The organism is Polycladospora coralii, assembly GCF_014773435.2.
GTDB lineage: Bacteria > Bacillota > Bacilli > Thermoactinomycetales > Thermoactinomycetaceae > Polycladospora > Polycladospora coralii.
Genome location: NZ_JACXAG020000001.1, coordinates 670104 through 696036 on the forward strand (window position 1 = coordinate 670104; position 25933 = coordinate 696036).

The following is a 25933-nucleotide window of genomic DNA, read 5'->3' on the forward strand; positions in this document are numbered from 1 at the left end:
CGCAAACCTTTTTCAAAGTACCGAGGCAAGGTTTCTTTTAATTTGAATAAGTACGCACTACATCTATCATGATTGAACGCGATAGATCTGTTAGCCCAATTACTACAAAAGGTGGGATCACGTTGGGGGAAGAACAATTTTGGACCACAACCATCCTGGATTTCATGATCGCACTGGGTGTTGTTTTAGGTGGGGTCATGCTTGGTGGTATCTGTTATTTTATCTTAGATGATTATCCCATGACAAAGATGCTTCGTTTAGCAGAGCAACTAAAAATTTGGGCGATGGTTGCGGCCATCGGAGGAACTTTTGACACGATAAAATCGTTTGAGGTAAATATATTAGGTGGGCAACTTAATCTCGCTTTACAACAATTTATATTTATCATCAGTGCCTTTTTAGGGGCTCATTTTGGAACCTTACTAATCCGTTGGTTAATCCAGGGAGAGATTTAAGATGGCTCGTGAATTGCGAAAAAGTATGAAGAGTAATCTCCGCGCCATCATCCTATTTTTCATCGGTCTACTCATTGGAGCTGGAATTGTCGTCCTATTTTATATCCAACGCTTGGATAGTTTGTTGGCCGAAAGGGAAGAATTATATCATGCAAACAACCAGAAATATGAAGAAATTCTAGGTCTCCAACAAGAGTTAGCCAAGTATTCACAAGGTGGAGAATATCGGGTCAAGGAAGAGAAGATACGCAAGATCGTGGTGGAAGTAAATAGTGATCAAAAAATGGAAACGGCCATCAAACAGAAAATCGAAGACATGTTGACACCCTTCTATGATAAAAACGTGACTTGGATTAGCAATAATCCTGATTTGATAGAGCTCGTCCTACAAAACCAACAAATCACGATTGACAATGATCCCTCAACAAAATTTAGAATCCATCTCAAGTACTTATCTTTTTTTCGTTCAACATTAAAGATTTGGGTGAATGCAAAATCGATTTCTGACGATGGTGTGTCAGATTAAGGATCTTGATTACATTTTTACTCATTTTAGGGTATGATTAAAATGTAGAAAGGGGGAACCATTCATGATTATTAACCGTAAAACGTTAGCTAAATCTAAAGTTGATAATCTTAAAAATGGCTATTCTGCATTTGCCGAATCACAGGAAGTTGCTGAACTCATTGAAAAAGAGCTTGTTGAACTCAATATGGATGTCCATGTTGACCGAACTTCTATCGGATGCTGGTTTATCCCCGAGTTAAATTCTAATAGTGATGAACAACTCACATAGCAATATTACCGCGCCTCATCCAATAGGATGAAGGCGCTCGTTACGTATGGAGGAAGGCTCATGAAAGCACTTAGTATTATCCTAATCTCAGCTATTGCGATTTCTGTATTTGGTACCCTGTTTCATAGCTTTTTAGCACGTCGCAATACGCATGTCGTTAAACGGGTTAATCAAGGTTTGATGAATATCTATATGGGTACGATGTTCATATCCATTTCTTTCATTTTGTTTTTAGAAATTAACCGATCTGTTTTCCAATACTTAACCACCTCGTTCATTCTTATTATTGGTCTTATTAACCTTTACTATGGTATAAAAAATTGGCGTTATTTTAGTAAACTTAGTAAAGAAGAACAAGAGCTAGCAGAAAAAGATTTACAACAAAACATAAAACAGCAAGAGGAATAAGCATAACTCTTGCTGTTTGACAATCAATTTCACACTACCGATCAATCGTATGTGCTGTGAGAAGAGCCTTTACAGCCACCTGATTTTCAAACCTGATTTCGATATCCATTTTGGCTTGTTTTCGGCTTAGATCCATCACCTGTGGATGAATTTCAATTGTGCTTTCTAATTGGATCGGCTTTAATGTATATAATGTGATATTATCCACGGTTAAATCCCCTCGACGTAATCTCCTTAAAATACGCATCGAAGTTTCTGTCATAATGGACGTACATACGCCCATACTTAAAGTACCTAGTGCATCTGTCATCTGTGGTGTAACCCGACCACGGTAATAAGTTTTTCCATTTTCATCCATCTGCTCATCGAACCCTTGAAAGCTAAGTTCTTGAATCGTCTCTCCAATTTGGGGTTGCGTTTGCATATATTGCAATGATTTTATCACGTCTTGTCTACTAATCACGCCCATCAGCTTACGATAATCGTCTACCACGGGTATCATTTCAATACCTTCCCACACCATATCATGTGCAGCTGACGCCACTGATGTTTTAGGCGTAACGGTGATGGGATTTTTAGTCATCGCTTTTTCTACTTTTTCCTCTGGTGCAAACTCGATGACATCTTTTGTTGTTACCATACCCACCACTTTTCCTGCTTCGTCTGTGACTGGATAGCGGCTATGGTTCGTCTCTCTTACGAGCTCATGGAATCGTGATATGCAGTCATATGTAACTAAAGCAGTAGGGGTTTCCCGTGTCGATAAAATGTCTCCGATCAGCAAGATCTCTTTTTTAATTAATCGGTCATATATGGCACGATTAATCATAGAGGCTACCGTAAAAGTATCATAGCTCGTCGATATGACAGGTAATTCTAATTCATCTGATCTCTTCTTCACTTCTTCTGTTGTATCAAACCCACCTGTAATTAATACAGCGGCCCCGCGCTCAAGCGATATTTGATGTACGTTATCTCGATTTCCTACAATGAGTAAATTCCCTGGCTCCACGTATCGCATCATGGCTTCTAGTTTCATAGCACCAATCACAAACCGATTTAATGTTTTGTATAAGCCATCTTTCCCTCCTAGTACAGCTCCGTCCACTACATTGACTACTTCTGCAAATGTCAGCTTCTCAATATCAGAGCGTTGCTTTTTTTCAATCCGTACTGTGCCTACTCTTTCGATTGTATTAACGAGTCCTTGTACCTCGGCATCTTTAATCGCACGATAGGCTGTACCATCGCTAACATGAAGCGCTTTGGCGATTTGACGTACCGAGATTTTATGACCAACTTCCAAGCTTTCGATATATTGCAGAATTTGTTCATGTTTAGTTGGCAACCTTTTCCCCTACTTTCGCGCGTTCTTCCCACCATTATACACAAAGATACACATGAAAAAAAATAAGAGAGTCCGATTTATCATTCTTCGAACTCTTTCCTGATATCGATTAATTTGTATAGATGCGTTGCCGTCTATGTCTGAGCTGGTTTAATTCTTTTTCAGCCATTAACCACTGTTTCCGCCGTTTGCTTTCCGCTCGGTTTCTTTTCATCTGAATTTTTTGTTTTGCTCGCTGCCAATTACTTATGATCACAAGCAGAACAACAAAAGACCATAGCACTACAAAAATCAGTTCGATCAACAGAAGTTCAGCCAAAGGGAATTGAGTAAGTCCCAAAATGAGGAGTAACAACCCCATTACACTTATCAAAGCCGGTTGTTTACGTAGCAACACCTTCACCCTTTCTAATTGCTCAGCTTTTGATTTATACCTAATTTATGTTTTGTCTTTAAAAAAATGCACAAAAAAAAGAGATGGTCTGTTGCGCACCATCTCTGCCAAAGGGGGTTTTATCCTGTCTTTAATATACGTGAAAAAGATTACATCTTAATTACATTCACGTAACAATTTATTTTCCTTTTTGTTTTTCACTTGCTCCAAGAACCATAGAGATTGGGTATATGCTTGCTTAGCCGCTTCTTCGTTATACGCCTTCGCGTAAGGGTTACTAAATCCATGAGCTCCATAAAACCTTTTCAACACAGTCTGTGGATGATGGGACAGTACACCCATTAATGCCCCTACGTCAAAGTGTACTTCGTGTTCTGCGAAAATGAGAAGCGTCGGACACTTTGGTGTTTGATCCGTGTAGTCTCGTATTCGAGAGCCATAGTAGCAGACCACACCATCACAAAGTTCTGATGCTGTAAAACTTAACCACGCACTCGTAGCCCCAACACTAAAACCAATGACAAATAAAAATGGATATTGTCCGCGTAGTTCTTTCATTTTATGGATGAGGTGATCAGATGCCTTTGTAAAACCGACCTCTTGCTTAAAATATGAATAGGCACGATGACCCTCATGCAATTCAAACTGTTTTCCATCATATAAATCGAGACATAACGTATCATATCCATCGGCTATCAATTGTTTTTGCATATGATGCATATGATCATTTACGCCATATATTTCATGCATTAAGATAACCATTGCTTTAGCTGACATCTAAGTAAACTCCTTACCAGATTGAATCCAAAAATGACTCATGTATCCGCTTTTCACTCAGTAGGAGCTCATTTGAGCTTAATCCATGGTTTCTATTTCTTCTTTATTTTGTTTAGTATCTTCTATTACTTTAGTCAGACTGTCAAGCTTTCTTTCATTTTCTGGTTGATGTCTCTTATCGTTTCTTCTTTGTTTTGTTCAGTATTTTTATGACATTAGACAGTCTTTCAATTTTTTCTTCCATTTTCTGGTTGATGCCTTTTAGCACTTCTTCTTTATTTTGTTCTGTACCCACTACTACTTTAGACAGTTTTTCAATCTTTCCTTCCATTTTTTGATTCATATCTCTAATTGCTTCTTCTTTATTTTGTTCAGTATCCGCTACTACTTTAGACAATTTTTCAATCTTTTCTTCCATCTTCTGGTTCATATCTTTGATTGCTTCTTCTTTATTTTGTTCAGTATCGGCTACTACTTTAGACAGCTTTTCAATCTTTTCTTCGATTTTCTGGTTCATGTCTTTGATTGCTTCTTCTTTATTTTGTTCAGTATCGGCTATTACTTTAGACAGCTTTTCAATCTTTTCTTCGATTTTCTGGTTCATGTCTTTGATTGCTTCTTCTTTATTTTGTTCAGTATCGGCTACTACTTTAGACAGCTTTTCAATCTTTTCTTCGATTTTCTGGTTCATGTCTTTGATTGCTTCTTCTTTATTTTGTTCAATATCCGCTATTACTTTAGACAGCTTTTCAATCTTTTCTTCGATTTTCTGGTTCATGTCTTTGATTGCTTCTTCTTTATTTTGTTCAGTATCTGCTATTACTTTAGACAATTTTTCAATCTTTTCTTCCATTTTCTGGTTCATATCTTTGATTGCTTCTTCTTTATTTTGTTCAATATCTTCTACCACTTTAGACAGTTTTTCAAACGTTTTTTCAATGGTTTCATTTATATTTTTGATTACTTCTCCTTTATTTTGTTCGATATCTTCTACCACTTTAGAAAGTTTATCAGTTGTTTTTTCAATTATTTGATTTGTTTCTACCAATTTTTCATTTCTTTCATTCATCTTGGTATTTGTTTCATCTTGTTTTGTGTTTGTTTCATCCAGCTTTTTATTTGTTTCATCTAGCTTATTGTTCGTTTCATCCACTTTCAGACTAACTTCTTTGATCCATTGTAAGATTTGTTTCAGTTCTACACTCAATTCATCACCTCCGTTTTCACATGTATAATGATTACAGTTGTGTTTTATACCTCTGTCAAACTGGAAAGATTAAATTTTGAAATGGATCGGATTTTTACTGTATCCGATGCATTTGTTCAGCATCAGAATGGCATATTGTCCATGCTGATTCAGTCATACATGATGTACTTCTCCTTCCATGATCACTAGAATATGATCTACATCGCCAATTGACGCTGGGCGATGAGCAAAAACCATTACCGTTTTCCCAAAATATAGCGTTCTACAGCTTGCCCGATCTAATGCTGAAGTAGGTATTGCTTCTCTCCACCCGTTGGCTCCACTTAACATCTATCTTTTCCATTTAATCTAATTGTAATTTTTTGAATTAAAAGTGTTAATGAAGTCCCCCCGCCTACAAAACTGATACCATTTCCTTTTTATACTATGTAACGGGCTTCCACAAATAAATAAGGAGCCCCGTGTGATTTTACCAGGCTCCTCAACCATTCCTATCATGTATACAGCTCAATCGTTCCTCCCACTTCTAAAACCTTACCCTTTCCTTTTAAGCGTGACACAAACGGATAGGGGTCTTGTTCAATTACAGGGAAGGTGTTGTAATGCATGGGAATAACTTGCTTAGCTTGTAGCCATTCAGCTGCGAGCAAGGCATCTTCTGGTCCCATCGTATAATTATCTCCAATGGGTAGAAGGGCAACATCAATCGGTTTTCTCGCTAGCAACTTCATATCAGAGAATAGTGCGGTATCCCCAGCATGGTATATGATTTGCTTGTCAATGGTAAGCAAAAACCCCGCTGCAACCCCCATATAAGTAATTTCTTTTTGATCAGGCTGTTCTAATCCACTTCCGTGAAGTGCTGGGGTCATTTCAACATGTCCGAAGTCAAATGTATAACCTCCACCTGTCCCCATTCCATGTGCTTTTAATCCTTGCCATTCCATGTAAACGGCAATTTCATGTGGTGCAATAATTGTGGCATCATTTCGTTTCGCGATAGAAATTGCATCCCCGACATGATCTCCGTGTCCATGTGTAATCAAAATAAAATCTACTTTGATTTCATCTTCTTTTTTAGTCGCTACTGGATTACCTGTTAAGAATGGATCAATTATAATCCGATGCTTTTGATTACAGATCTCAAAACAGGAATGTCCATGATAGGTCAAAGTTAACATTTAATTTACCTCCATTAAAGAAGTCAACTTCACTTACACCTTAAAGTAAACTTTACCTATGTATCTTCTTGAAAAATTTCGTTAATCGGTTCCATGACAATTTTTTGTATGTCTTGCACTAAAATACCGAGTCGTTCTTCAGCTTGTAGGTAATGCATCAATGTCGGTATGGCTTGAATAGCCGTAAATAGTTGCTGCACCTTCTCTTCTTGCTCAGGACTTGGTTGCTCCCCTTGCATGTATATCATCTGTAAATTTTGTTGTTGTTCACGAAAATCATTCATCATTTTTTTCCAAATTGCGTTTTGCTTCATTTCTTCCTCCAGCTGCATAAGCTCTATATACGCTTTGTCACTGCGAATACTTTTTGCTAAGTGATGTGCATAGTCATACGGATTGGACATGGTTATATCACTCCTTTTAGTTTCTCCTTTAATCATAAAGCGTTATGACTAAACTCACAATAATAAAAAGCAAGCCTTTTTTTTTCACCACAGCATACATGCCTACATACCATAAATTAGCTATTCAAGGCGGAAGGGGATTGTCATGGCTCTGGTAAAAGTACAATTGCAAATCATACCTGATCGCCATTTCCCGCCAGGTATTCATATGGTGATGAGTCGACTACTTGCTAAAAAGTTAGAAATTAAAACAAACCCTTTTTGGATCAAGTTCGGCTCTGCTACGCAGTCTGGTATGACAGCACTCAGTCGCAAAAGTAGTAATCTCGTCCTGATTAGCTTCACATTGGCTTCTCAACTAAATATGACGGATCAAGTCTCAATTAATGCCCATTTTAACCCAAAATCTGTCCGTCTAAAACTAGGCCCAATCCTTGGTATTCTCATGAATCCGCATCAAGAAATTGAAAAAGAAAAAATAGAAGTTTTTGGACTGATGTCCAATTTCCTAAGCGAATGTGCACAAGTTGGAAAAAGCCGTGGATTGGTTGTCATGATTTTTACACCTCGTGAAATAGAGGTAGGTGCAACGACCCTAAGTGGATGGATCTTAGATAATGGCATGTGGAAAAAAACCACTCTCCCCTTGCCTGATACGATTTATAATCGCATTACCTCACGTAAAATCGAACAACAGCAAGATACCCAAGATAAGTTAAATTTTTTAAAACAACAGAAGCAAATTCCCATCTTCAATGAAATGTTTTTAAACAAATTTGAAGTTTATCAAATACTAGTTGCAAGTAATCAAATACGAAAGATTCTGCCTGAAACAAGAGTTTTTCACGCTACAAACTTCAAAGAAATGTCCCATCAATATCCCGTTCTTTATCTCAAACCAGACAACGGCAGTCTAGGTAGCGGCATCATTCGTATTACACATGCAGGGGGAAAATGGGTGTATGAGTCAGCAACGCCCAATGGCACCTTAACGAAAACCGCGTCTAGTTTGGTCACGATGTCCAAAATGCTATCCAAGCGAATTGGAAAACAAGCATATCTCGTACAGCAAGGCCTTTACTTGGTCAAATATGATGGAAACCGCCAAGTCGATTTCCGAGTCCTTGCTCAAAAAAATAGTGTAGGAAAGTGGCAAATCACTTCAGCGGTAGGTCGCATTGCAAACGATCAGCATATTGTTTCAAATTTAGCCCGTGGTGGTACGATTCGTAAAGCATCTGATGTATTAGCAGAACTAAAATTAGCACGACGCCCCTCCATAACACAACTTAAAAGTAGAGCGCTTGAAATTGCAAACGCATTTGACGAACTCGTAAATGGACATTTTGCTGAACTAGGGATCGATTTAGCCATTGATGTAAATGGTTATATTTGGCTCATTGAAATCAACTCTAAGCCCTCAAAAACAAATGATACAGTGATTGATCAATCTGTCGTTGCACGCCCTTCAGTGATGCGCTTAATGGACTATGTTCTATATCTAGCAGGAATGTCAACTCCTATTCGTAGTACAACTAACAAAAAAATTCCCACTAAAAGGAGGAAGTCGCTTTGATGCAAGTACCTAATAGTGATTCTCCTCTTCTCTTGGGCGTAACGGTTTGTTATGGCAAACCGAATCGCAAAGGACTCCCATTTGCCGAATATCCTTTTTTTCAACAACTTTCTCTATTCGGAAAAAGAATGGGTATACATGTCCTCGTCTTTAATCCAAGAGAGATTAACTGGACAAAACGTACCGTTTCTTGCTGGTATTTTAAAACGCAAGGAGAATGGATTAATGCGGTCTTTCCATTACCTGCTATCTTGTATGATCGCTGCTACTACTACAATACGCTACACTTTCGAAAATATAAGCCCGCAATTCAAAGAATTTTACAAGATGAAAAAATTATTTTGTTAGGGAGACCTTTAGGCGGAAAGCTACAAACCTATAACATTCTCAAGCAAAACAAAAACCTCATTCCTTTTCTTCCGCAAACCATTCGCTATACACAACCAAATGATGCCATCCAGTTTGTTCACACACATGCAGCTGCTTTAATTAAGCCTAATGGCGGTAGCCACGGTCGTGGTGTAGTCGCTCTTATTAAAGAGCAGAACCAGTATATCCTAAAAGGACGATCAATTGATAATGTTGATTTTAAAACGACATTAAATTCAGAACAAGAGTTGCGTGCTTGGTTACAGCAATTTATCCAGACAACCAAATATATTGTTCAACCGTTTCTTAGTTTATATACGCAAGATGAACGTCCATTTGATGTGCGTATACTGGTACAAAAAAATGAACGAAAAATGTGGGAAACAACAGGTATTGCAGTACGCACAGGAAAACCCACCACCATCACATCCAATTTACATGGTGGAGGAGAAGCTGAAAAATTTCATACTTTTTTGCAACGAAACTATCCCACCTACCTAATTGAAAACATCGTGAGAACCATTCGCTTGGTAAGTATAAAAACCCCTCAGTTTATTGAAGAAAATCATGGTTCTCTGTTTGAGCTTGGAATTGATGTCGGCATTGATCGGCGCGGACACATTTGGATACTAGAGGTGAATTCAAAACCTGGCCGCACTGTCTTTATCAAAACGGGTGAGCAGCATTTGCGAGAGCGTGCAATTCAACTCCCTATTCTATACGCCCAAACACTATTTAATGAATTAAAGGAGGGGAATTATGACATCCATTATATGTAAAACAAGTATATATCAAGACTTGCCAGCTAAGGCTATCGTAGTAAGCCGCCCACTCATGGACAAATGGGGCTGTAGCAATGGTCAGTCCATTACCATTGAGATTGGGAATAAAGCCATTATTACACGTATTGTCCGTGCACGTTCCCAAGATCACCAAATTTTTGTATCCCCTACCATGGCTAAACAATTATGTTTGCCTTATCCCGGTTTCATACGTGCAACTTTTAATCATAAAAGTATCCGCCTTGGCCCGGTAATTGGTATTTTAACGACAGGCTACACGGGTAATAATGCGACACCCTTTGGTGCTCGATCTGCGCTATTTCGCAGTTTTATAAATGCGAGTAAGGATGAACGACCCTATATTTATGTGTTTACACCTGAAATGGTGGACTGGAACAATAAATCCATTCATGGTTGGTATTATTTGCCTGATAAGAACCAGCAAATGCGATGGATCCGATTTACTTCTCCTTTACCAGATGTTGTATATGAGCGTGTCCCCAATCGCAAAGCAGAATCGTTAAATCATGTTCAAAATTGCTTACAGAAGTTACGGAATTACACACATTGTAAAGTGTTTAATCAAGGTTTTTTTAATAAATGGTCTATACACGAATGGTTAAATGATCATGAGGTTGTAGGAGACTATATGCCTGAAACGCACATTTCACCAGATGTAGATACGTTACAGCGGATGCTAGAAGATTACCGAATGGTTTATCTCAAGCCAAGTGGTGGTAGTTTGGGTCTCGGAATTTTTAGAATCACAAAACACCCCAAAGGAGGTTACTATTGTCGCTTTCACCAAGATAATCAGAACGTATTACATCGCTTCCACTCACTTAAAAACTTGGTCAACTACTATTTTGGCAAAGAAAAATCAACTCGTTTACAACGTTATCTGGTTCAACAGGGCATTCGCCTCATTAAACATGAAAACCGGCCAGTAGATTTCCGTGTCCATATGCACAAAAACAAATTAGGTAGCTGGCAAGTGATTGCCATCGGTTCTAAAGCAGCAGGAATCGGAAGTGTTACAACGCATGTACGAACGGGAGGTTCAATCATTCCAACTGATCAGCTACTAGACGAAGTTTTTAAACATAACGCTGAAACCATTAAAAAATCAATTACAGAAACAGCCATTCACATTGCTGAAGCACTGGAAGAACGAGTTGAAGGTCCCCTAGGGGAGCTTGGGATGGATATCGGAGTGGATCAACTTGGTTATGTCTGGTTATTTGAAATCAATTCAAAACCAGGTCGTCATATTTTCCTTCATCCCAGCTTACGAGACGCGGGCCGACAATCGGCAAAGTGTATTACAGATTATAGCTTAAAGCTTTCCAATTTCATATAGAAAGGGGGATCACTCATCCATGAAACTCCCAAGAGCCGGTTGGCTATCTCTGAATCCTAATCGTAAAGGAGCAGCTTTTGAATTCGTACCTCTTAAGCGTTTTCAACATCAAAAAAACACGTTCCCCGGAATGATCATTCCAGTTACGCTAGGACATCATACACCTGCTTGCGTAACAGTTAGTCGCGTGAAGAATAAAGCTCCTTCTCCTCATTTTATTCCGACACGTATCAAAGTAAATGCAAAAAATAAAATTAGTCTAGGACCTTTCGTTGCCATTCTAACATCTGATGGCGGAAGTCCTTTTCGAGGAAATCATATCAACTTTGCAGATATAATTCGCACTGGAAGAAAGATGGGGGTCACTGTATTTGTTATTACCCCCCACTCCATCCTATCCGCTAAAGAAAATATAAAAGGGTACTTACTTGATCATCAGACCAAACTGATTAAATGGAAACCAGCCATTCTTCCTCTTCCAGACGTTGTCTATAACCGCATTCCAAATCGGCGAGCAGAGCAAACGGCTGTCGCTCAAAAAGCGATCAAAACGCTACAGCAAGTCAAACAAATCCCTATTTATAATTACAGTTTTTTTAACAAATGGGCCCTTTATCGCGAACTGAGTCAGTCAGAAGAACTAAAGTCTTTCCTACCCAAAACGACCCTGTTAACTGGACAACAAAATCTCGAAGATTTATTAAAAGACTACTCAATTCTCTATTTAAAGCCCGTAGAAGGTAAAGCAGGAATTGGAATGATGCGTCTTATCCGTCTAAATAACGGATATCACTTAGCCCATCAGTCCAGTAAACAAAAAAAACACTATCGCAAAAAAAATTTAGCAGAAGTCTGGTCCGCTATTCAAAAATTGACCCATGATCGTCCCTATATTGCACAAGAAGGCGTTCAACTGGCTACCTATCACAATCAACCTTTCGACATTCGTATGTTACTGCAAAAAAATGGTAACGGGAAGTGGGAACGTAGCGGAACCGGTATACGTATCGCAGGAGAAACCGCAATCTCAACACATGTACCCATGGGAGGCAGGATTGAAGATGTGCAAACTGTTTTCCAACATGCTTTTCCCGAAGACAAAGAACAAATATTGAAAAACCTGGAAGAGACGGGTATTCTTTTTGCTCAAACCATTGAAAGCAATCAAAATACAATATTAGGAGAAATTTCAATTGATTTTGGAGTAGAAAAGAATGGTGATATTTGGTTTTTTGAAGCCAATTCAAAACCTATGAAATTTGATGAACCCGCAATTCGCCAGAAATCACTCCAGCGAATTATCCAATACTCGCTCTATTTAAGCGGTTATGAACAATCCATTGAGGAAGTTACATCATGAAAATTAAAAAAGTGACACCAACTGTCGCTGAAAAGTTAAAACCTGTCGCGATACGGTTTATGAAAAATCATGGTGATGGTCGGATCACACATAAAGCGTTACGATGGTTCAATAAACTAACACCTGAACAATTTATAGCCTCAACATGGATGGCTGTAGCATTTGACGATAAAAAAATGATTGGGATGATCATTTTTGGTGACTATGGCACTTCAGAATCTCTCATTGCCGTACACCCCTATTATCGTAAGCAGGGGGTTGGAGAAAAACTTTTGCTACATGGTATTGATCATTTAGGTAAAGTGTATACACGTGTAGCATGTGATAATACAGCTAGTTTAAAGCTATGCTTCTCTTGTCAGATGGTCGCAATCGATATGACGAAGGGCCCAACGGGTAAGCCTACCTTATGGCTTGCAGGTGGGAATTGGAATCGCCAAGATCTACTCAAAAATGCTTCATCAAGTACAACAAAAAACGCTACTGCATCACTGCAGTAGCGCTTTTATCACTTAATTACACGTTTAGCAGTTACAAAACCTGCTTTTAACCAGCCGTCAAAGTTATCATATCTAACTCCACCCGGACCATAGGTGTGCAGTACTTTTCCATTTCCAGCATAGATCCCAACATGTCCAATTGTACTTCCAGAAGAACTTGTTGTCGTGAAGATCAAGTCACCTTTTTGCAAGTTGTTCATAGAGACTGTTGTACCTACGGTAGCTTGTTCACGTGAAGAACGTGGTAAACTTATTCCATTTTTACTGTACACATGTTGAACAAATGAAGAACAATCAAATGTTGATGTTTGCCCTGATCTTGCTCCAAATTGATAAGGTGTACCTAGATACTTCTCACCAGTCGTAATGATGGTGTCAGCAACTGCAGTGGTAGCTTGTCCATCGTTTGTGTCTTTTGTATCTTTTTCAGCTGTAGTAGTCGAGCCCTCTGTATTGTCATTGCGTTTTTCTTTTTCTTTATTTGATTTTTCTTTTTCTTTATTTGATTTGGAATCTTTTTTCTCTTTTGTTTTCGTCTCACTCTTTACATCCGCTGTTCCATTGTTCCATGTCCAGCCAAACTTTGAAAAGACAGAGTTGATGATCTCATCTTGCGTCCTTCCTTCGCTTGTAGCTGCAAACGATACATTCGTAGGAATTGCAACCGATACCAATAGAGTAGCCGCCAATGTTAGCGTGACTGTCTTTAATTTTTTATGCTTTATCATCAAATCCCCCTCATATGGTCTGTGATTTATAAAACGTCCTTGCGAACAACTACATGCTAACACAGATATACGCCTATTTATTATGCAATAAATACCAACTTATTTATTTAATATTTTAAGAAGCTTATTTTTAGTTCCATCCAATCACGCCTGACTACTTCAGTCATCAGGGTTCCAGTTTGTTATGATACTGGCATGCCATCTTTTTATTTTTCATTATATTACCATATATTCCAAAAAACATCGCCATTAATTTTTTACTTTAAGCTAAGAATTAGCAAGCTTCTCCATCATATTTGTGACGTGTTCTCTACTTACTGCATATATTTGTAGGGAGTAGCCCATGTAGAAAGGAAGAGCGGATATGAAGAACAAGAAAAATGGTTCTACTCGTAGAAACCAAAGGTTACACCCCATGCCGGATGAACTTATTCTCGAAGATCTCATACGCTCTGAACAGGATGAATTACAAAGACGCATGCAGGATAAACAACGAAAAAAGAAGAAACCTGTCAAATATGTACCCAATGAGGATACTGCTAATGTGTATGTAGATCATCACAATCACACTTCTGACAGAACCCCAGATTACAATGAACCTCTCCAAAATACTGAGAATGTAGAGATTGAGCCTCATACATTTGAGGAAGAAAGCATATCTCCTTCTTCGTCTACAACTGTAGAGCCGGACGATTCAAATGCAAATGTATTTAGTGACGATATCGCGAATGCTGCGATAACGAATGCCAAAATAGCGTCACAGGCAGTGGATCACAAAAAAATAAAAAAAGGTACGATTACAACTCATCATATTTCACGCGAAAGTATTGATTCTTCACTCATTGCTCCGAGTGCTATTATCCCTTCTAAATTAGCACCTCAATCCGTACAAGAAAATCACCTAGACCGTGAAGTGATCGGTGAGGATAAGATTCAACGTGAAGCGATACATTCTAGACACATCAAACAAGGTTCTATATCCGGAGAGTGTTTACAAGACCGTAGTATTGATAGTAGCAAGTTTAAAAATCAATCTGTATTAGGGAACCATATTGCTTTCGATCATGTTTCTACCGAACATCTTGCTGATCAATCGGTAACAGGTGAAAAAATACAAAACAATGCCGTTACTGCTCATCACATTCAAAACAAGAGTATTCGTCAAGCTAAATTATCTCCGCAAGCAGTGGGAAAAGAACAGTTAGAGGATCAAGCTGTCATTTCCTCCAAAATTGAAAAAAGTGCAATTATGGAGGAGCACATCCAATCCAATGCGATTCGATCCAATCATATTGGCGAAGGTCAAATTCAAAGCATTCATCTTTCTAACAATCTCATCACGCCCGATAAGATAGCCACAGATAGTATTTATGGTCGTATGATTCAAAAAGATGCAATATCCTTGGAACATATCTCTTCTAATGCAATATCAACAGATCATATACGCGATTACTCTATTGAAGAAAGACATTTAAAAGAAGGTATCATCTCAGAGAAACATCTCAAAGACGATTTGATTTCTGGAAATAAGTTAAAAGATCACACCATCACAACAGCAAAGCTAGCAACCGAATCCGTTTCAACCGATAAAATCATTGATCAAGCCGTTACCACTTCAAAATTATCAAGTGAGTCTGTATCAACTGACAAGGTCATCAATGAAGCAATCACCAACGAAAAGCTAGGCGACCGTTCTGTTTCTTGGAAAAAAATAGCACCGAACAGTGTGATCTCTGATCACATTTCTGATGAAACCATTGAGGAACGTCATCTCATAAAAGAGCTCATTCAGAATGAGCATATAGCAAAACAAGCCGTTTCAAGTGAACACGTACAAGAAAACGCCATTCAAAGTGCACATATCGCCAATCAAAGTATGCACAGTCAGCACATCGCACCAGAACAGATTATAAGTAGTCACCTTGCTAAGAAAATAATTGATCAGAGCCATCTGAAAGATGAGACTATTCATTCAAATCATATTGGCTCACAAGCAATTGAATCACGTCACCTGCAATTACAACAAATTCAAAATATACACTTGTGCAATAAAAGCATATCTTCAGATAAAATTGCAAATAGTGCGATTGATCACTATAATCTTAAAGAGCAGGCCATAAGATCACATCACATAGCTGATCAGCATATTAAATCATCACATATACAAGAGGATCAAATTCAAACAGCACACATTCAAGATAAGAGCATTACAAGTTCCAAACTTACCCATGCTTCTATCAAATCCGATCACATCCAAGATCAAACGATTCAGTCTGATCATATCGTTAACAATAGTATTACTTCAGACAAAATTAGTGATGCACAAATCCGTCATCGACATATTGCTAAAGAAGCGATTCAAACCGATCACATTGCAAACAATACCATTTCTCCTCAACATTTAAATCAGAATATCATCGAAGAGGAACATATTTCGCCTAAGCAAATTGGTACACATCACCTTAAAGACCACTGTATCACTTCAGATCAGTTAGCTGATGCAAGTATCAGCACTAAAAAAATTCAAGAAAATGCGATTCAATCTGACCAAATCGCCAACCAAAGTATCCTTGCTAATCATATTCAAGAAAATGCGATCAACACGGTTCACATCCAAGATGCATGTATAAAAGTAGATCAGATAGCAGATGAGAGCATTACTTCCGAAAAAATGGGTGAGCATGCGATTCAAACCAAACATATCGCTGCAAAAAGTGTTATGTCTCATCAAATTGAAGATGAACAAATCGAATCTGAACATATCAAACCGGCTAGTATTTTAGCAGATCATATTCAAGATCAAAGTATTTCCGCAATTAAACTGGCTGATCAGTCTGTAGAAAGCAAACACATTAACGATAAAGCAGTAGAAAGTATCCATTTAAACCATAAAAGTATTCAATCCGATCATCTCAATCCTGCTTCTATCCTTGCCACTCACCTAGCAGATCTAAGTATCAAACAAAGACATATTGATATCGCTCAAATAACACATCAGCATATTGAAAATCAATCGATCTTAAACGATAAAATAGCCAATCAAGCGGTTACCAGTGAAAAAATTGCCCCCTATAGCATAGATCATAATCATATTCAAAATCACGCCATTCAAAGCACTCATATTGATGATAAACAAATTCACCATTTCCATTTAAGTGACCGAAGTGTAGGAGCTAATCAACTACAGAAGGAAGCGGTTTTGGGAGAACATATACAAGAAAATCAAATTAATTCCGAACATCTGAAGGATGCTATTATTGCAACCGAGCATTTGACCGATGGCAGTGTGACTGCTTCTAAACTGGAAAATCAAGTCGTTCATCACAACCACATTGACCTTGAAGCCATACACAAACAACATATCGCTCCTCTTCAAATTGATGCATCTCACTTAAGTGAAGATTGTATTACCACAGACAAAATTAGAGATGGCAGCATCACAAATACGAAATTGGCACCCCATACCATACATTCTAAACATATGGCTCCGTCCATTGTTCAATCCGTTCATATCACTGATCGTTCTATTAATAGTAAGCACATTGAAAACGCTACAATTGAGTCTGATCTTATCGCTACCAAAGCCATTACCGAGGACAAAATCGCACTTGATAGTGTCAGCAAGGATCACATCCAAAATCAAGCCATTCAAAGCCAGCACATCGATGATAAACAGATTCAACATCGCCATCTAAGTGATCAAAGTGTAGGGGCTAAACACATTCAAAAAGAAGCCATACTAGGCGAACATATACAAGACGATCAAATCGATTCCAAACATCTGAAAGAGAATAGCATTACGTCGAATCAAATCGCTGATGGTAGTATCACCCATACCCAGTTAGCTCCAGATAGCATTCACGCTGCGCATCTAGCTCCTGAAACCATTCAAGCTGAACATATTAAACACCACACCATTCAAAGCGGGCACATTAGTGATGATGCCATCACCATGGACAAAATCGCACGCGGAAGTGTCAGCAAGGATCATATCCAAAATCAAGCCATTCAAGGCCAGCACATCGATGATCAACAGATTCAACATCGCCATCTAAGTGTTCAAAGTGTAGGGGCTAACCACATTCAAAAAGAAGCCATACTAGGCGAACATATACAAGACGATCAGATTGATTCCAAACATCTAAAAGAGAATAGCATTACGTCGAATCATATCGCTGATGGTAGTATCACCCATACCCAGTTAGCACCAGATAGCATTCATGCTGCGCATTTAGTTCCTCAAACCATTCAAGCTGAACATATTAAACACCACACCATTCAAAGCGGGCACATTAGTGATGATGCCATCACCATGGACAAAATCGCACTTGATAGTGTTAGCAAGGATCATATCCAAAATCAAGCCGTTCATAGCCAGCACATCGATGATCAACAGATTCAATATCGCCATCTAAGTGTTCAAAGTGTAGGGGCTAACCACATTCAAAAAGAAGCTATACTAGGCGAACATATACAAGACGATCAGATTGATTCCAAACATCTGAAAGAGAATAGCATTATGTCGAGTCATATCGCTGATGGTAGTATCACCCACACCCAGTTAGCACCAAATAGCATTCACGCTGATCAATTAGCTCCTGACACCATCCAAGCTGAGCATATTAAACACCACACCATTCAAAGCGGGCACATTAGTGATGATGCCATCACCATGGACAAAATCGCATCTGATAGTGTCAGCAAGGATCATATCCAAAATCAAGCCGTTCATAGCCAGCACATCGATGATCAACAGATTCAATATCGCCATCTCAATCATCAAAGTGTAGGGGCTAACCACATTCAAAAAGAAGCCATACTAGGCGAACATATACAAGACGATCAGATTGATTCCAAACATCTAAAAGAGAATAGCATTACGTCGAATCATATCGCTGATGGTAGTATCACCCATACCCAGTTAGCTCCAGATAGCATTCATGCTGCGCATTTAGCTCCTGAAACCATTCAAGCTGAACATATTAAACACGACACCATTCAAAGCAGGCACATTGATGATAATGCGATCACCATGGACAAAATCGCACGCGATAGTGTCAGCAAGGATCACATCCAAAATCAAGCCGTTCATAGCCAGCACATTGATGATGATGCCATCACCATGGACAAAATCGCACGCGATAGTGTTAGCAAGGATCACATCCAAAATCAAGCCGTTCATAGCCAGCACATCGATGATCAACAGATTCAACATCACCATCTGAATGATCAAAGTGTAGGGGCTAACCACATTCAAAAAGAAGCTATACTAGGCGAACATATACAAGACGATCAGATTGATTCCAAACATCTGAAAGAGAATAGCATTACGTCGAATCATATCGCTGATGGTAGTATCACCCATACCCAGTTAGCACCAGATAGCATTCATGCTGAGCATTTAGCTCCTGAAACCATTCAAGCTGAACATATTAAACACGACACCATCCAGACTGAGCATATTGAAAATGGTGCAATCACGATAGAGAAATTGTCACTTGCAAGTTTCGGAAAAAATCACATTCAAAGCCAGGCCATTCAAGGCCATCACATCGATGATAAACAGATTCAACACTGTCATTTAAGTGATCAAAGTATCGGATCCCATCAACTACAGAAGGACGCTATTTTAGGTACACATTTACAAGCAAATCAAATTGATCATCACCATTTGAAAGAAAAAGTCATCTCCACAAAACATATCGCTGATGGTAGTGTCACGAATGCCAAGCTAGCACCAGATAGCATTCACGCTGATCATTTAGCACCTGCCATCGTTCAAGCTGTTCATATCAAACACGACACCATAGAGACACATCATATCGAAGAAGGTGCGATTACCATGGAGAAAATCGCACTCGATAGTGTCAGCAAGGATCACATCCAACACCAAGCCATTCAAAGCAACCATATTGATGATAAACAGATTCAGCATAATCACCTGAATGACCAGATTGTAGGATCCAATCAATTACAAAAAGAAGCTATTTTAGGAGAGCATTTACAAGCTAACCAAATTAACCAGCAGCATTTGAAAGAAAAGATCATCTCCACAAAACATATTAAAGATGGCAGCATTATAACTTCCAAGATTGGTAAGCAAGCCATTTCTCACCACCACATTGATTATGAAACGATACATGGGAAGCATATTGCCCCTCTTCAAATCCAGACAGATCATTTACGTAAAGGTTGTATTACGGCAGATCAGATAAAAGAAGGCAGCGTCACTGATACCAAGTTAGCAGCAGCTAGTGTACACGGGAACCACTTAGCACCTGCTAGTGTTCAAGGCTCTCACATATCATATCAAGCTGTAGCCTCTCATCATATTGCAGATCGTGCGATTACCTCTGAAAAAATAGTGGATCACAGCATTGATTCAACTAAATTGGATGAAGCAGTTATTTATCCAGAACATTTAACTCACGGATGCATCGAATCCAATCATATTTCACCCGATACTGTTAAGCCTATTCATATCACACACAATGCCATTTATTCAGCTCATATTCAAAATGAGGCAGTCACTGGCGAAAAAATTAGTGAGCATACCATCACAGGTGCACACATTCAAGATCATTCAATCGGTTTAGAAAAACTTAGTCTTCATCTTGATTTACCAAAAACCTTAGCAGACTCAAACACATTCTCGATAGAAGAAGAGACGACACACATCTTTCTTGATATTCCATTAGATACAACATTGGGAAACCATTATACAGTAGTCGCTATGACCGATCATCCCTTCTGTTCCCCCAGCCTCCATTATAAAGGTGATACCCATTTTACGATTCGTATTCAGCGGTTAGATGAATCAACAACACCTACAAGTGGTATTTTAAATTGGATTGTCACCTCAAATGCTTCCAAAAATAAAAAAGCGTCTCAAAATCAAAAAAATCATACTCCACTCGCTTTGATACAGTCCACACCTTACACTCAATCTCCATCAAACAAAGAGTAACATCAGGTGATTGCCACATAAAAAGCCATATTTAAGTGATAAAACTAACTTAAATATGGCTTACCTTCCTTTATAGAAAACGACGACCACATTTTTTTCCATTATACGTAAATACAACGGGTCTACCTTCAATTTGTGTCTCTAAATGAACCGTCCTTCCCCATATTGCGTGTACATGTGGTAATGTTTTTTCCATGTAATTTAGATCCAGTTCCATTCCTTCGTACATATGAATCAGATAAAGCTCTCCATTTTTTAAATGATCGCCATCTTTAACGACAATATAGGGATGTCCACCGTTAATTCTACTTTTCACTAACTCGTCACGTACATTCTCCCAAGCTTTATCTGTAATATTCCAATCATTTCCTTCGCGTGCAAATACGTACAAATCTAGATCTTCCACAAGTTCTTTAGTGAGATAATTCCGAATAAAAGATATATCCGTATCCACTTCCCTTACTTCAAATATTTTCGCCTTACCCTGGCCTTTTTTTCTACCATATCTCACCATTTCTTCTTCATTTGGATGATCCCATCTTTTTTCAATATTTTCCAACATCTTTAACCCTAAGTAGTAAGGGTTAATAGATGTAGATGACGGCTGAAGGACAGAGGAGTTTAAACGAGCAAATTCGATTGTTTCATCTTCAGTTAAATCCAATTCTCGCATGATTCGGATATGCCAATAGGAAGCCCATCCTTCATTCATAATTTTTGTTTCTAGCTGTGGCCAAAAGTAGAGCATTTCATTTCGGATAATAGATAATATATCTTGTTGCCAATCCTCTAAGATACGACTATGATTCATTAAGAATAGAAGGAGATCTTTTTCTGGAGATTTTGGAAATGATTTAGACGTATGATCTTCTTTCTGTTGCGATGCATGATCACGATCTAATTTCCATAAATCTTCATAAGGGCCTTCTTTTCTCTTCTGTTTGTCCTGATCTACAGAGCTTGAAGTTCTCAACTTTTTGTGAGCTAACGAATTGGGTTCAATATTCTCCTGAATAGATAATACATGATCCAGGAATAACTCTACTTGATCTTTTCCATGGACTAATTCATATTGATGAATACGTTCTGCACTATTTGACATATTTTCAACCATATCACGCGAAGTCATAGCAAAACGGTAGTTTCGCTTAAAAAAATCACAGTGTGCTAATACATGTGCAACAATTAACTTATTTTGTACCAAAGTATTTCCTTTTAATAAAAATGCATAGCATGGATTAGAGTTGATTACCAATTCATAGATTTTACTCAAATTAAAATCGTACTGTAGCTTCATTTTGTGAAAAGTTTTACCAAAACTCCAATGTGAATAACGTGTAGGCATCCCATAGGCACCAAATGTATAGATAATGTCGGCCGGACAAATTTCATATCGCATTGGATAAAAATCTAAACCAAAGCCCTTCGCAATTTCAGTTATTTCTTCAATTGCATACTCCAGTTTTTCTCTTTCCCCTGACATCGAAACATCCCTTCTTTCCCGAAGAATTCTTGTGAATTCCTATCATTATCAAGCAGGCTTTTCAGCATGCAGGAAAGCCTATTATTTTTGAAATGTCTATTTATAAGTCCCACTCATTTAACAGCATATTAAGTACGATATCCAGTTCATTTTTCATTAATATCGTACTCACTATAATTATACAGAATTTTCAATTTAGTATCAAGTAGGACGAACTTCTTTTATATGATTCGTGAATTGCTCTAGTAGTTCTTTTTGTGTACTTACGATGAATATGGTCCGAATCGCCTCATTTTCATTAATTGGAATCGCCTTTATTTCCTCTTGTTTTAAATCTTTAATCGCAGAATAGGGTAATACCGTAATCCCCCTACCTGCCCTCACGTATCCCAATATACTTTGACCATATGGTGTTTCGTGCGCAATTCGCGGCTTTTTGTTTAGTTTAGCAAACATACGATTGACAAAGTAACGACTGTCACACCCCATAGGATAGAGTAAAAAGGGCTGGTCTATCACATCCGCAAATGTAACTTGATCTCGATTTGCAAAAATATGATTTGCCGATACGATTAGAAATAACGGTTCAGAGAATAGTGGTTTTTGATAAGTGTTTGGGTAATCTTGTTGTAACTCCACAAATGCAATGTCAATATCACCTTCTAATAATTTTGCCATTAATTTTTGTGAATTATCTTCTACCTGTATATGTTGTTGAAGCGGAAAGTGCAGAAGTTTTAAAGGTAAGTATTGTGACGCCAAGCTAGGTAAGCTACCAATTTGTACAATATGCTCAGCTTGCAGCAACGCTAGGTCTGATTGGAGCTTTTTCCACTCTGAAAGAACTTTTTTAGCATAATCTAATGTTCTTTCACCTGATTTTGTTAGTTCTACCCCCTGAGGTGAACGGTTAAGTAGTTCACTATTTAGCATATGTTCTAACTTCTTTATTTGTTTACTTAATGCAGGTTGTGAAATGTTTAGTTTTTGACTCGCTCTTGATAAGCTTTTTTCTTCAGCGATTATTAATAATGATTGTAACCAAACTAGTTCCATAGCCATCTCCTCAATCCCTCTCTTATAACCATCCGTTATACCCCTATAATGATTATGAAATTCCCATCGTTTGTCTTCTCCATTATGCTGTATGTAAAGGAGGAGTTATGATATGAAAAGAGCGTTACTCGTTATTGATGTACAAAATGAATTTTTTTCCGGTTCTCTACGTGTCACATATCCCGAAAATAGCTTTGAAAATATACGAGCCACAATGGATGTGGCGAGAGAAAATGAAATACCTATTATCGTGATTCAACATACTGCACGCTTCGGGTCTGATTTTAAAAAAGGAACCGAAAAATGGGCGTTACATGAAAGAATCAAATCTTTCCCGTATGACCATTATATCGAAAAACGATATCCAGGCGCTTTTACTGGTACAAGTTTAGAGGACCTGTTAAAAGAATTAGAGATAGAAACCATTGCGATTACCGGTTATATGACCAATATGTGCTGTGACACGACTTCACGTCAAGCTTATCATTTGAATTACAAAGTAGAGTTTCTCGCTGATGCAACAGGAACTTTTGACCATAAAAATAAAGCAGGCTTCATCTCTGCCAAAGATTTGCACGAAGCTGCATTAATCACACAACAGACTCAATTTAGTCAAGTCTTAACTTTAGCAGAATGGAAAAAAAAGATTGCTGAATAATTCTTGATCAAGGGCTCTTTTAGGGATATTCCATGGCAGTTTACGATTTAAGTTGTCGTGTATATTCGTTAATCGACACTACTGAACAAATGTAGATGAAACGAGCACAATAGCCGTTATTGCTAATATCATTTCGATACGGCTTGTGATCTTACCAAATCTAGTGTTCTTAATTCGTTTTATATTCGCCTCTTCACGAGTCATTCCGCTTATTAAAACGATAAGTAGGATGAAAGCGAAAACGATGCCAAAGATACTTGATGAAGCTACTCTAAAGTGATAATTCCAAGTATAAACGATTATAAAGACCATAAAAAATATAAGCTTAGCGACTCTGAACCCAATTACTTTCATTGCTTTTTCATGCAGAATTTCTTTCACCTCATTAAACATGTAAACACCACCTAATCATAGTGCACTTTATTCGTTAAACGTCTACACATATGCCTAATCGAAAAACACGCTTGGCATTCAAAGATTGCTTTTGTTTATCACAAAAAAGCACCTCAATTGATCGTCGTTTTCCAATTGAGGTGCTTCTCAATTTTCAATAGAGGCTTTCTCCAACCTCTGGAACAAGATCGAAATGTTACAATTTAAAACATGTTCTAAGTGCCTTTTTACACGATTTACTTCTTGTTTTTCAATGGTATAGTCATGCAAACAATAGAAACAAATTTGCAATCCACTTTCTACTCGATTAACTTCTACTTTTTCAACAAGCTTTCGTTTCGTTATCATCAATTTTTTTGAAATTAAAAGTACAGCACCCATCAGCTCTATCTTTTTCCATTCTTTTTCGCTAAACCAGTTCATATAAGGCTTATATAGTCGAATCAGTTGGAGCTTTGAAGAAAAGCAAGCAATATAAATACTTCTCATCTGACTTTTCTGTGAGATCCCATCTAGCGATTGTCTACTTAAAAGATGAAAGAGGCCTTTTGCACTGAGTCCTGGATAAGCATGTTGTACCAAAGAAAATAAAGTGGCTCTCTTTAATGCTAAATAATCTTTTGTATATAACGCGAATAACAAATGTCGCTCTAATGCTTGTAGTATACGATTTGAACAAGCTGCAATGTGGTGCGACTCCTCAGTTATATCATGTTTAGCTAAAAATTTACGCAAACTAGACTGGCTCAATTCTCGCCCGGAGCGCGGTAGCCGCATTTTTAAAGAAGTTAAAATCAACCCTTCACGTAATCCTTTACGACTAATTAATAAATAGGGGCTTCGAATATCGTTCATCAGGGATTGAATTACCCATACAGCAGGAAACAAGGCATCATCTCTAGTTTCTGATTTCACATCTAAGAAAGATTTGCGGTAGTCATGTTCATTCATAATGTGATGAATCGTTTGTTTCACTTCACTGCGAATCATTTGGTATTGATGGATATCATATAAAGGTCGTCTATGAAATTGGGCATGTACCTTTGCTAAGCTACGTACAGTCCCCCCTAGACCAATAAGCGGAAGTCTCAGATTTGTAACCCATGGGATCGCTTTCCAATTCTCCTCTAAAAAGCGGTGGATGACCTCAAACTTAGACTCATTTGTACGCTCTTGCTCTACAAGTTGCTTTAATGTTACCGAGCCAAATGAAAAGCTATGACTATTCACCATCTTCCTATCCTTCACAAGGGTAACTTCTGTACTTCCTCCTCCAATATCGACGATCACACCATCTTTTACATAAGTGGTATACATGATACACCGATAACCATAATAGGCTTCTTCTTTTTCACTCAGAATGCGAACTTGATATCCCGTCTCTTGTTTAATTTGAGCAACCATCTCTTTATTGTTTCGTGCCAGTCGAAAAGCCGCTGTAGCGATCACATCCAAATGGGTGATTGCTAATCCGCTTATGGCTTGCTTAAATTTATGTAAAGTGGAAATGGTTAACTGAATTCCAGCCTCTCGCATCTTTTGGTTTTCATCTAAATATTGGCGTAATCGTATCGGAACTTTATAATTATAGAGTTCATAAAGATTTTGTTCACTCCCCCACTCATATACGACCAGTCGAATGGTATTTGATCCGATATCGATAACTGCAAACCTTTTAATCACTCCAATTTCCATCACTTAATCCATCCGTTCCATTCAACGTATTTCGT

Annotated in this window: 23 protein-coding genes; 11 read left to right on the plus strand and 12 right to left on the minus strand. The window is 38.1% G+C overall.

Annotation, left to right across the window (positions count from 1 at the left end; translation table 11 throughout):
• The first annotated feature begins 122 nt into the window (after positions 1–122).
• The 4 genes from IC619_RS03420 to IC619_RS03435 all read left to right on the plus strand — a co-directional run bounded on the left by IC619_RS03420 (position 123) and on the right by IC619_RS03435 (position 1660).
• Positions 123–455, plus strand: coding sequence for a YtrH family sporulation protein (locus IC619_RS03420; RefSeq protein ID WP_224749822.1), 333 nt, complete (start codon positions 123–125; stop codon positions 453–455).
• A gap of 1 nt (position 456) precedes the next feature.
• Positions 457–981 (plus strand): sporulation membrane protein YtrI, encoded by a 525-nt coding sequence (locus tag IC619_RS03425; RefSeq protein ID WP_191138736.1) that lies wholly within the window; start codon positions 457–459, stop codon positions 979–981.
• Between the two features lie 64 nt (positions 982–1045).
• Positions 1046–1252: a YtzJ family protein gene (locus IC619_RS03430; RefSeq protein ID WP_191138737.1), complete on the plus strand. Its 207-nt coding sequence runs from the start codon at positions 1046–1048 to the stop codon at positions 1250–1252.
• A 60-nt stretch (positions 1253–1312) separates the two neighbouring features.
• Entirely contained in the window at positions 1313–1660 is a 348-nt protein-coding gene (locus IC619_RS03435) for a YtpI family protein (RefSeq protein WP_191138738.1), read from the plus strand.
• Positions 1661–1694: 34 nt separating this feature from the next.
• Here the strand turns inward: IC619_RS03435 and IC619_RS03440 are convergent, their stop codons facing one another.
• The 7 genes from IC619_RS03440 to IC619_RS03470 all read right to left on the minus strand — a co-directional run bounded on the left by IC619_RS03440 (position 1695) and on the right by IC619_RS03470 (position 6971).
• Complete coding sequence (locus tag IC619_RS03440; protein ID WP_191138739.1) at positions 1695–3008, minus strand: DRTGG domain-containing protein; 1314 nt, start codon at positions 3006–3008, stop codon at positions 1695–1697.
• 109 nt (positions 3009–3117) lie between these two features.
• A complete protein-coding gene (locus tag IC619_RS03445; RefSeq protein ID WP_191138740.1) occupies positions 3118–3402 on the minus strand; it encodes a hypothetical protein in 285 nt (94 codons plus the stop codon).
• A gap of 156 nt (positions 3403–3558) precedes the next feature.
• Positions 3559–4179 carry a dienelactone hydrolase family protein gene (locus IC619_RS03450; protein WP_191138741.1) on the minus strand — a complete coding sequence of 207 codons (621 nt, stop codon included), beginning with the start codon at positions 4177–4179 and terminating at the stop codon, positions 3559–3561.
• Between the two features lie 175 nt (positions 4180–4354).
• Complete coding sequence (locus tag IC619_RS03455; protein ID WP_191138742.1) at positions 4355–5386, minus strand: coiled-coil domain-containing protein; 1032 nt, start codon at positions 5384–5386, stop codon at positions 4355–4357.
• A 153-nt stretch (positions 5387–5539) separates the two neighbouring features.
• Positions 5540–5716, minus strand: coding sequence for a P-loop NTPase family protein (locus IC619_RS03460; RefSeq protein ID WP_191138743.1), 177 nt, complete (start codon positions 5714–5716; stop codon positions 5540–5542).
• Between the two features lie 164 nt (positions 5717–5880).
• Positions 5881–6567, minus strand: a complete 687-nt coding sequence (locus IC619_RS03465) for a metal-dependent hydrolase (protein WP_191138744.1) — start codon at positions 6565–6567, stop codon at positions 5881–5883.
• Positions 6568–6623: 56 nt separating this feature from the next.
• Positions 6624–6971, minus strand: a complete 348-nt coding sequence (locus IC619_RS03470; RefSeq protein ID WP_191138745.1) for a YlbF family regulator — start codon at positions 6969–6971, stop codon at positions 6624–6626.
• A gap of 145 nt (positions 6972–7116) precedes the next feature.
• Here IC619_RS03470 and IC619_RS03475 point away from each other — a divergent pair, with 145 nt between their 5' ends.
• From IC619_RS03475 to IC619_RS03495, 5 genes are read left to right on the plus strand one after another with little or no spacing between them, the layout of a single operon-like run.
• A complete protein-coding gene (locus IC619_RS03475; RefSeq protein ID WP_191138746.1) occupies positions 7117–8547 on the plus strand; it encodes a YheC/YheD family endospore coat-associated protein in 1431 nt (476 codons plus the stop codon).
• Complete coding sequence (locus IC619_RS03480; protein ID WP_224749733.1) at positions 8547–9695, plus strand: YheC/YheD family endospore coat-associated protein; 1149 nt, start codon at positions 8547–8549, stop codon at positions 9693–9695. The genes IC619_RS03475 and IC619_RS03480 overlap by 1 nt, the downstream gene beginning before the upstream one ends.
• The gene (locus IC619_RS03485) at positions 9676–11058 is read left to right on the plus strand and encodes a YheC/YheD family endospore coat-associated protein (protein WP_191138748.1); all 1383 of its coding nucleotides are present in this window, start codon (positions 9676–9678) and stop codon (positions 11056–11058) included. Before IC619_RS03480 ends, IC619_RS03485 begins: the two co-directional genes overlap by 20 nt.
• 19 nt (positions 11059–11077) lie before the next feature.
• The gene (locus IC619_RS03490; protein WP_191138749.1) at positions 11078–12418 is read left to right on the plus strand and encodes a YheC/YheD family endospore coat-associated protein; all 1341 of its coding nucleotides are present in this window, start codon (positions 11078–11080) and stop codon (positions 12416–12418) included.
• A complete protein-coding gene (locus tag IC619_RS03495; protein WP_191138750.1) occupies positions 12415–12918 on the plus strand; it encodes a GNAT family N-acetyltransferase in 504 nt (167 codons plus the stop codon). Before IC619_RS03490 ends, IC619_RS03495 begins: the two co-directional genes overlap by 4 nt.
• 8 nt (positions 12919–12926) lie before the next feature.
• On the opposite strand, the gene IC619_RS03500 is transcribed toward IC619_RS03495, so the two are convergent.
• Positions 12927–13646, minus strand: coding sequence for a C40 family peptidase (locus IC619_RS03500; RefSeq protein WP_191138751.1), 720 nt, complete (start codon positions 13644–13646; stop codon positions 12927–12929).
• Between the two features lie 364 nt (positions 13647–14010).
• Here IC619_RS03500 and IC619_RS03505 point away from each other — a divergent pair, with 364 nt between their 5' ends.
• The gene (locus tag IC619_RS03505; protein ID WP_213260806.1) at positions 14011–20613 is read left to right on the plus strand and encodes a WIAG-tail domain; all 6603 of its coding nucleotides are present in this window, start codon (positions 14011–14013) and stop codon (positions 20611–20613) included.
• A gap of 70 nt (positions 20614–20683) precedes the next feature.
• Here IC619_RS03505 and IC619_RS03510 read toward each other — a convergent pair whose 3' ends face one another.
• Positions 20684–22096 (minus strand): SpoVR family protein, encoded by a 1413-nt coding sequence (locus IC619_RS03510; RefSeq protein WP_191138755.1) that lies wholly within the window; start codon positions 22094–22096, stop codon positions 20684–20686.
• A 201-nt stretch (positions 22097–22297) separates the two neighbouring features.
• The gene (locus IC619_RS03515; RefSeq protein WP_191138756.1) at positions 22298–23152 is read right to left on the minus strand and encodes a LysR family transcriptional regulator; all 855 of its coding nucleotides are present in this window, start codon (positions 23150–23152) and stop codon (positions 22298–22300) included.
• Between the two features lie 112 nt (positions 23153–23264).
• Here IC619_RS03515 and IC619_RS03520 point away from each other — a divergent pair, with 112 nt between their 5' ends.
• Entirely contained in the window at positions 23265–23810 is a 546-nt protein-coding gene (locus IC619_RS03520; protein ID WP_191138757.1) for a cysteine hydrolase family protein, read from the plus strand.
• A 78-nt stretch (positions 23811–23888) separates the two neighbouring features.
• Here IC619_RS03520 and IC619_RS03525 read toward each other — a convergent pair whose 3' ends face one another.
• Together IC619_RS03525 and IC619_RS03530 are read right to left on the minus strand one after the other, a co-directional pair.
• Positions 23889–24203, minus strand: a complete 315-nt coding sequence (locus tag IC619_RS03525) for a hypothetical protein (RefSeq protein WP_191138758.1) — start codon at positions 24201–24203, stop codon at positions 23889–23891.
• 147 nt (positions 24204–24350) lie between these two features.
• Entirely contained in the window at positions 24351–25898 is a 1548-nt protein-coding gene (locus IC619_RS03530) for a Ppx/GppA family phosphatase (protein ID WP_191138759.1), read from the minus strand.
• Positions 25899–25933: the final 35 nt, after the last annotated feature.

What these genes read in the sequence shown, in the direction of transcription:
- IC619_RS03505 (WP_213260806.1), top strand. Translation starts at nt 14,011, where the DNA reads ATGAAGAACAAGAAAAATGGTTCTACTCGTAGAAACCAAAGGTTACAC.
- IC619_RS03495 (WP_191138750.1), top strand. Translation starts at nt 12,415, where the DNA reads ATGAAAATTAAAAAAGTGACACCAACTGTCGCTGAAAAGTTAAAACCT.
- IC619_RS03450 (WP_191138741.1), bottom strand. Translation starts at nt 4,179, where the DNA reads ATGTCAGCTAAAGCAATGGTTATCTTAATGCATGAAATATATGGCGTA.
- IC619_RS03485 (WP_191138748.1), top strand. Translation starts at nt 9,676, where the DNA reads ATGACATCCATTATATGTAAAACAAGTATATATCAAGACTTGCCAGCT.
- IC619_RS03510 (WP_191138755.1), bottom strand. Translation starts at nt 22,096, where the DNA reads ATGTCAGGGGAAAGAGAAAAACTGGAGTATGCAATTGAAGAAATAACT.
- IC619_RS03465 (WP_191138744.1), bottom strand. Translation starts at nt 6,567, where the DNA reads ATGTTAACTTTGACCTATCATGGACATTCCTGTTTTGAGATCTGTAAT.
- IC619_RS03460 (WP_191138743.1), bottom strand. Translation starts at nt 5,716, where the DNA reads ATGTTAAGTGGAGCCAACGGGTGGAGAGAAGCAATACCTACTTCAGCA.
- IC619_RS03530 (WP_191138759.1), bottom strand. Translation starts at nt 25,898, where the DNA reads ATGGAAATTGGAGTGATTAAAAGGTTTGCAGTTATCGATATCGGATCA.
- IC619_RS03525 (WP_191138758.1), bottom strand. Translation starts at nt 24,203, where the DNA reads ATGTTTAATGAGGTGAAAGAAATTCTGCATGAAAAAGCAATGAAAGTA.
- IC619_RS03500 (WP_191138751.1), bottom strand. Translation starts at nt 13,646, where the DNA reads ATGATAAAGCATAAAAAATTAAAGACAGTCACGCTAACATTGGCGGCT.
- IC619_RS03470 (WP_191138745.1), bottom strand. Translation starts at nt 6,971, where the DNA reads ATGTCCAATCCGTATGACTATGCACATCACTTAGCAAAAAGTATTCGC.
- IC619_RS03425 (WP_191138736.1), top strand. Translation starts at nt 457, where the DNA reads ATGGCTCGTGAATTGCGAAAAAGTATGAAGAGTAATCTCCGCGCCATC.
- IC619_RS03430 (WP_191138737.1), top strand. Translation starts at nt 1,046, where the DNA reads ATGATTATTAACCGTAAAACGTTAGCTAAATCTAAAGTTGATAATCTT.
- IC619_RS03490 (WP_191138749.1), top strand. Translation starts at nt 11,078, where the DNA reads ATGAAACTCCCAAGAGCCGGTTGGCTATCTCTGAATCCTAATCGTAAA.
- IC619_RS03520 (WP_191138757.1), top strand. Translation starts at nt 23,265, where the DNA reads ATGAAAAGAGCGTTACTCGTTATTGATGTACAAAATGAATTTTTTTCC.
- IC619_RS03480 (WP_224749733.1), top strand. Translation starts at nt 8,547, where the DNA reads ATGCAAGTACCTAATAGTGATTCTCCTCTTCTCTTGGGCGTAACGGTT.
- IC619_RS03475 (WP_191138746.1), top strand. Translation starts at nt 7,117, where the DNA reads ATGGCTCTGGTAAAAGTACAATTGCAAATCATACCTGATCGCCATTTC.
- IC619_RS03515 (WP_191138756.1), bottom strand. Translation starts at nt 23,152, where the DNA reads ATGGAACTAGTTTGGTTACAATCATTATTAATAATCGCTGAAGAAAAA.
- IC619_RS03435 (WP_191138738.1), top strand. Translation starts at nt 1,313, where the DNA reads ATGAAAGCACTTAGTATTATCCTAATCTCAGCTATTGCGATTTCTGTA.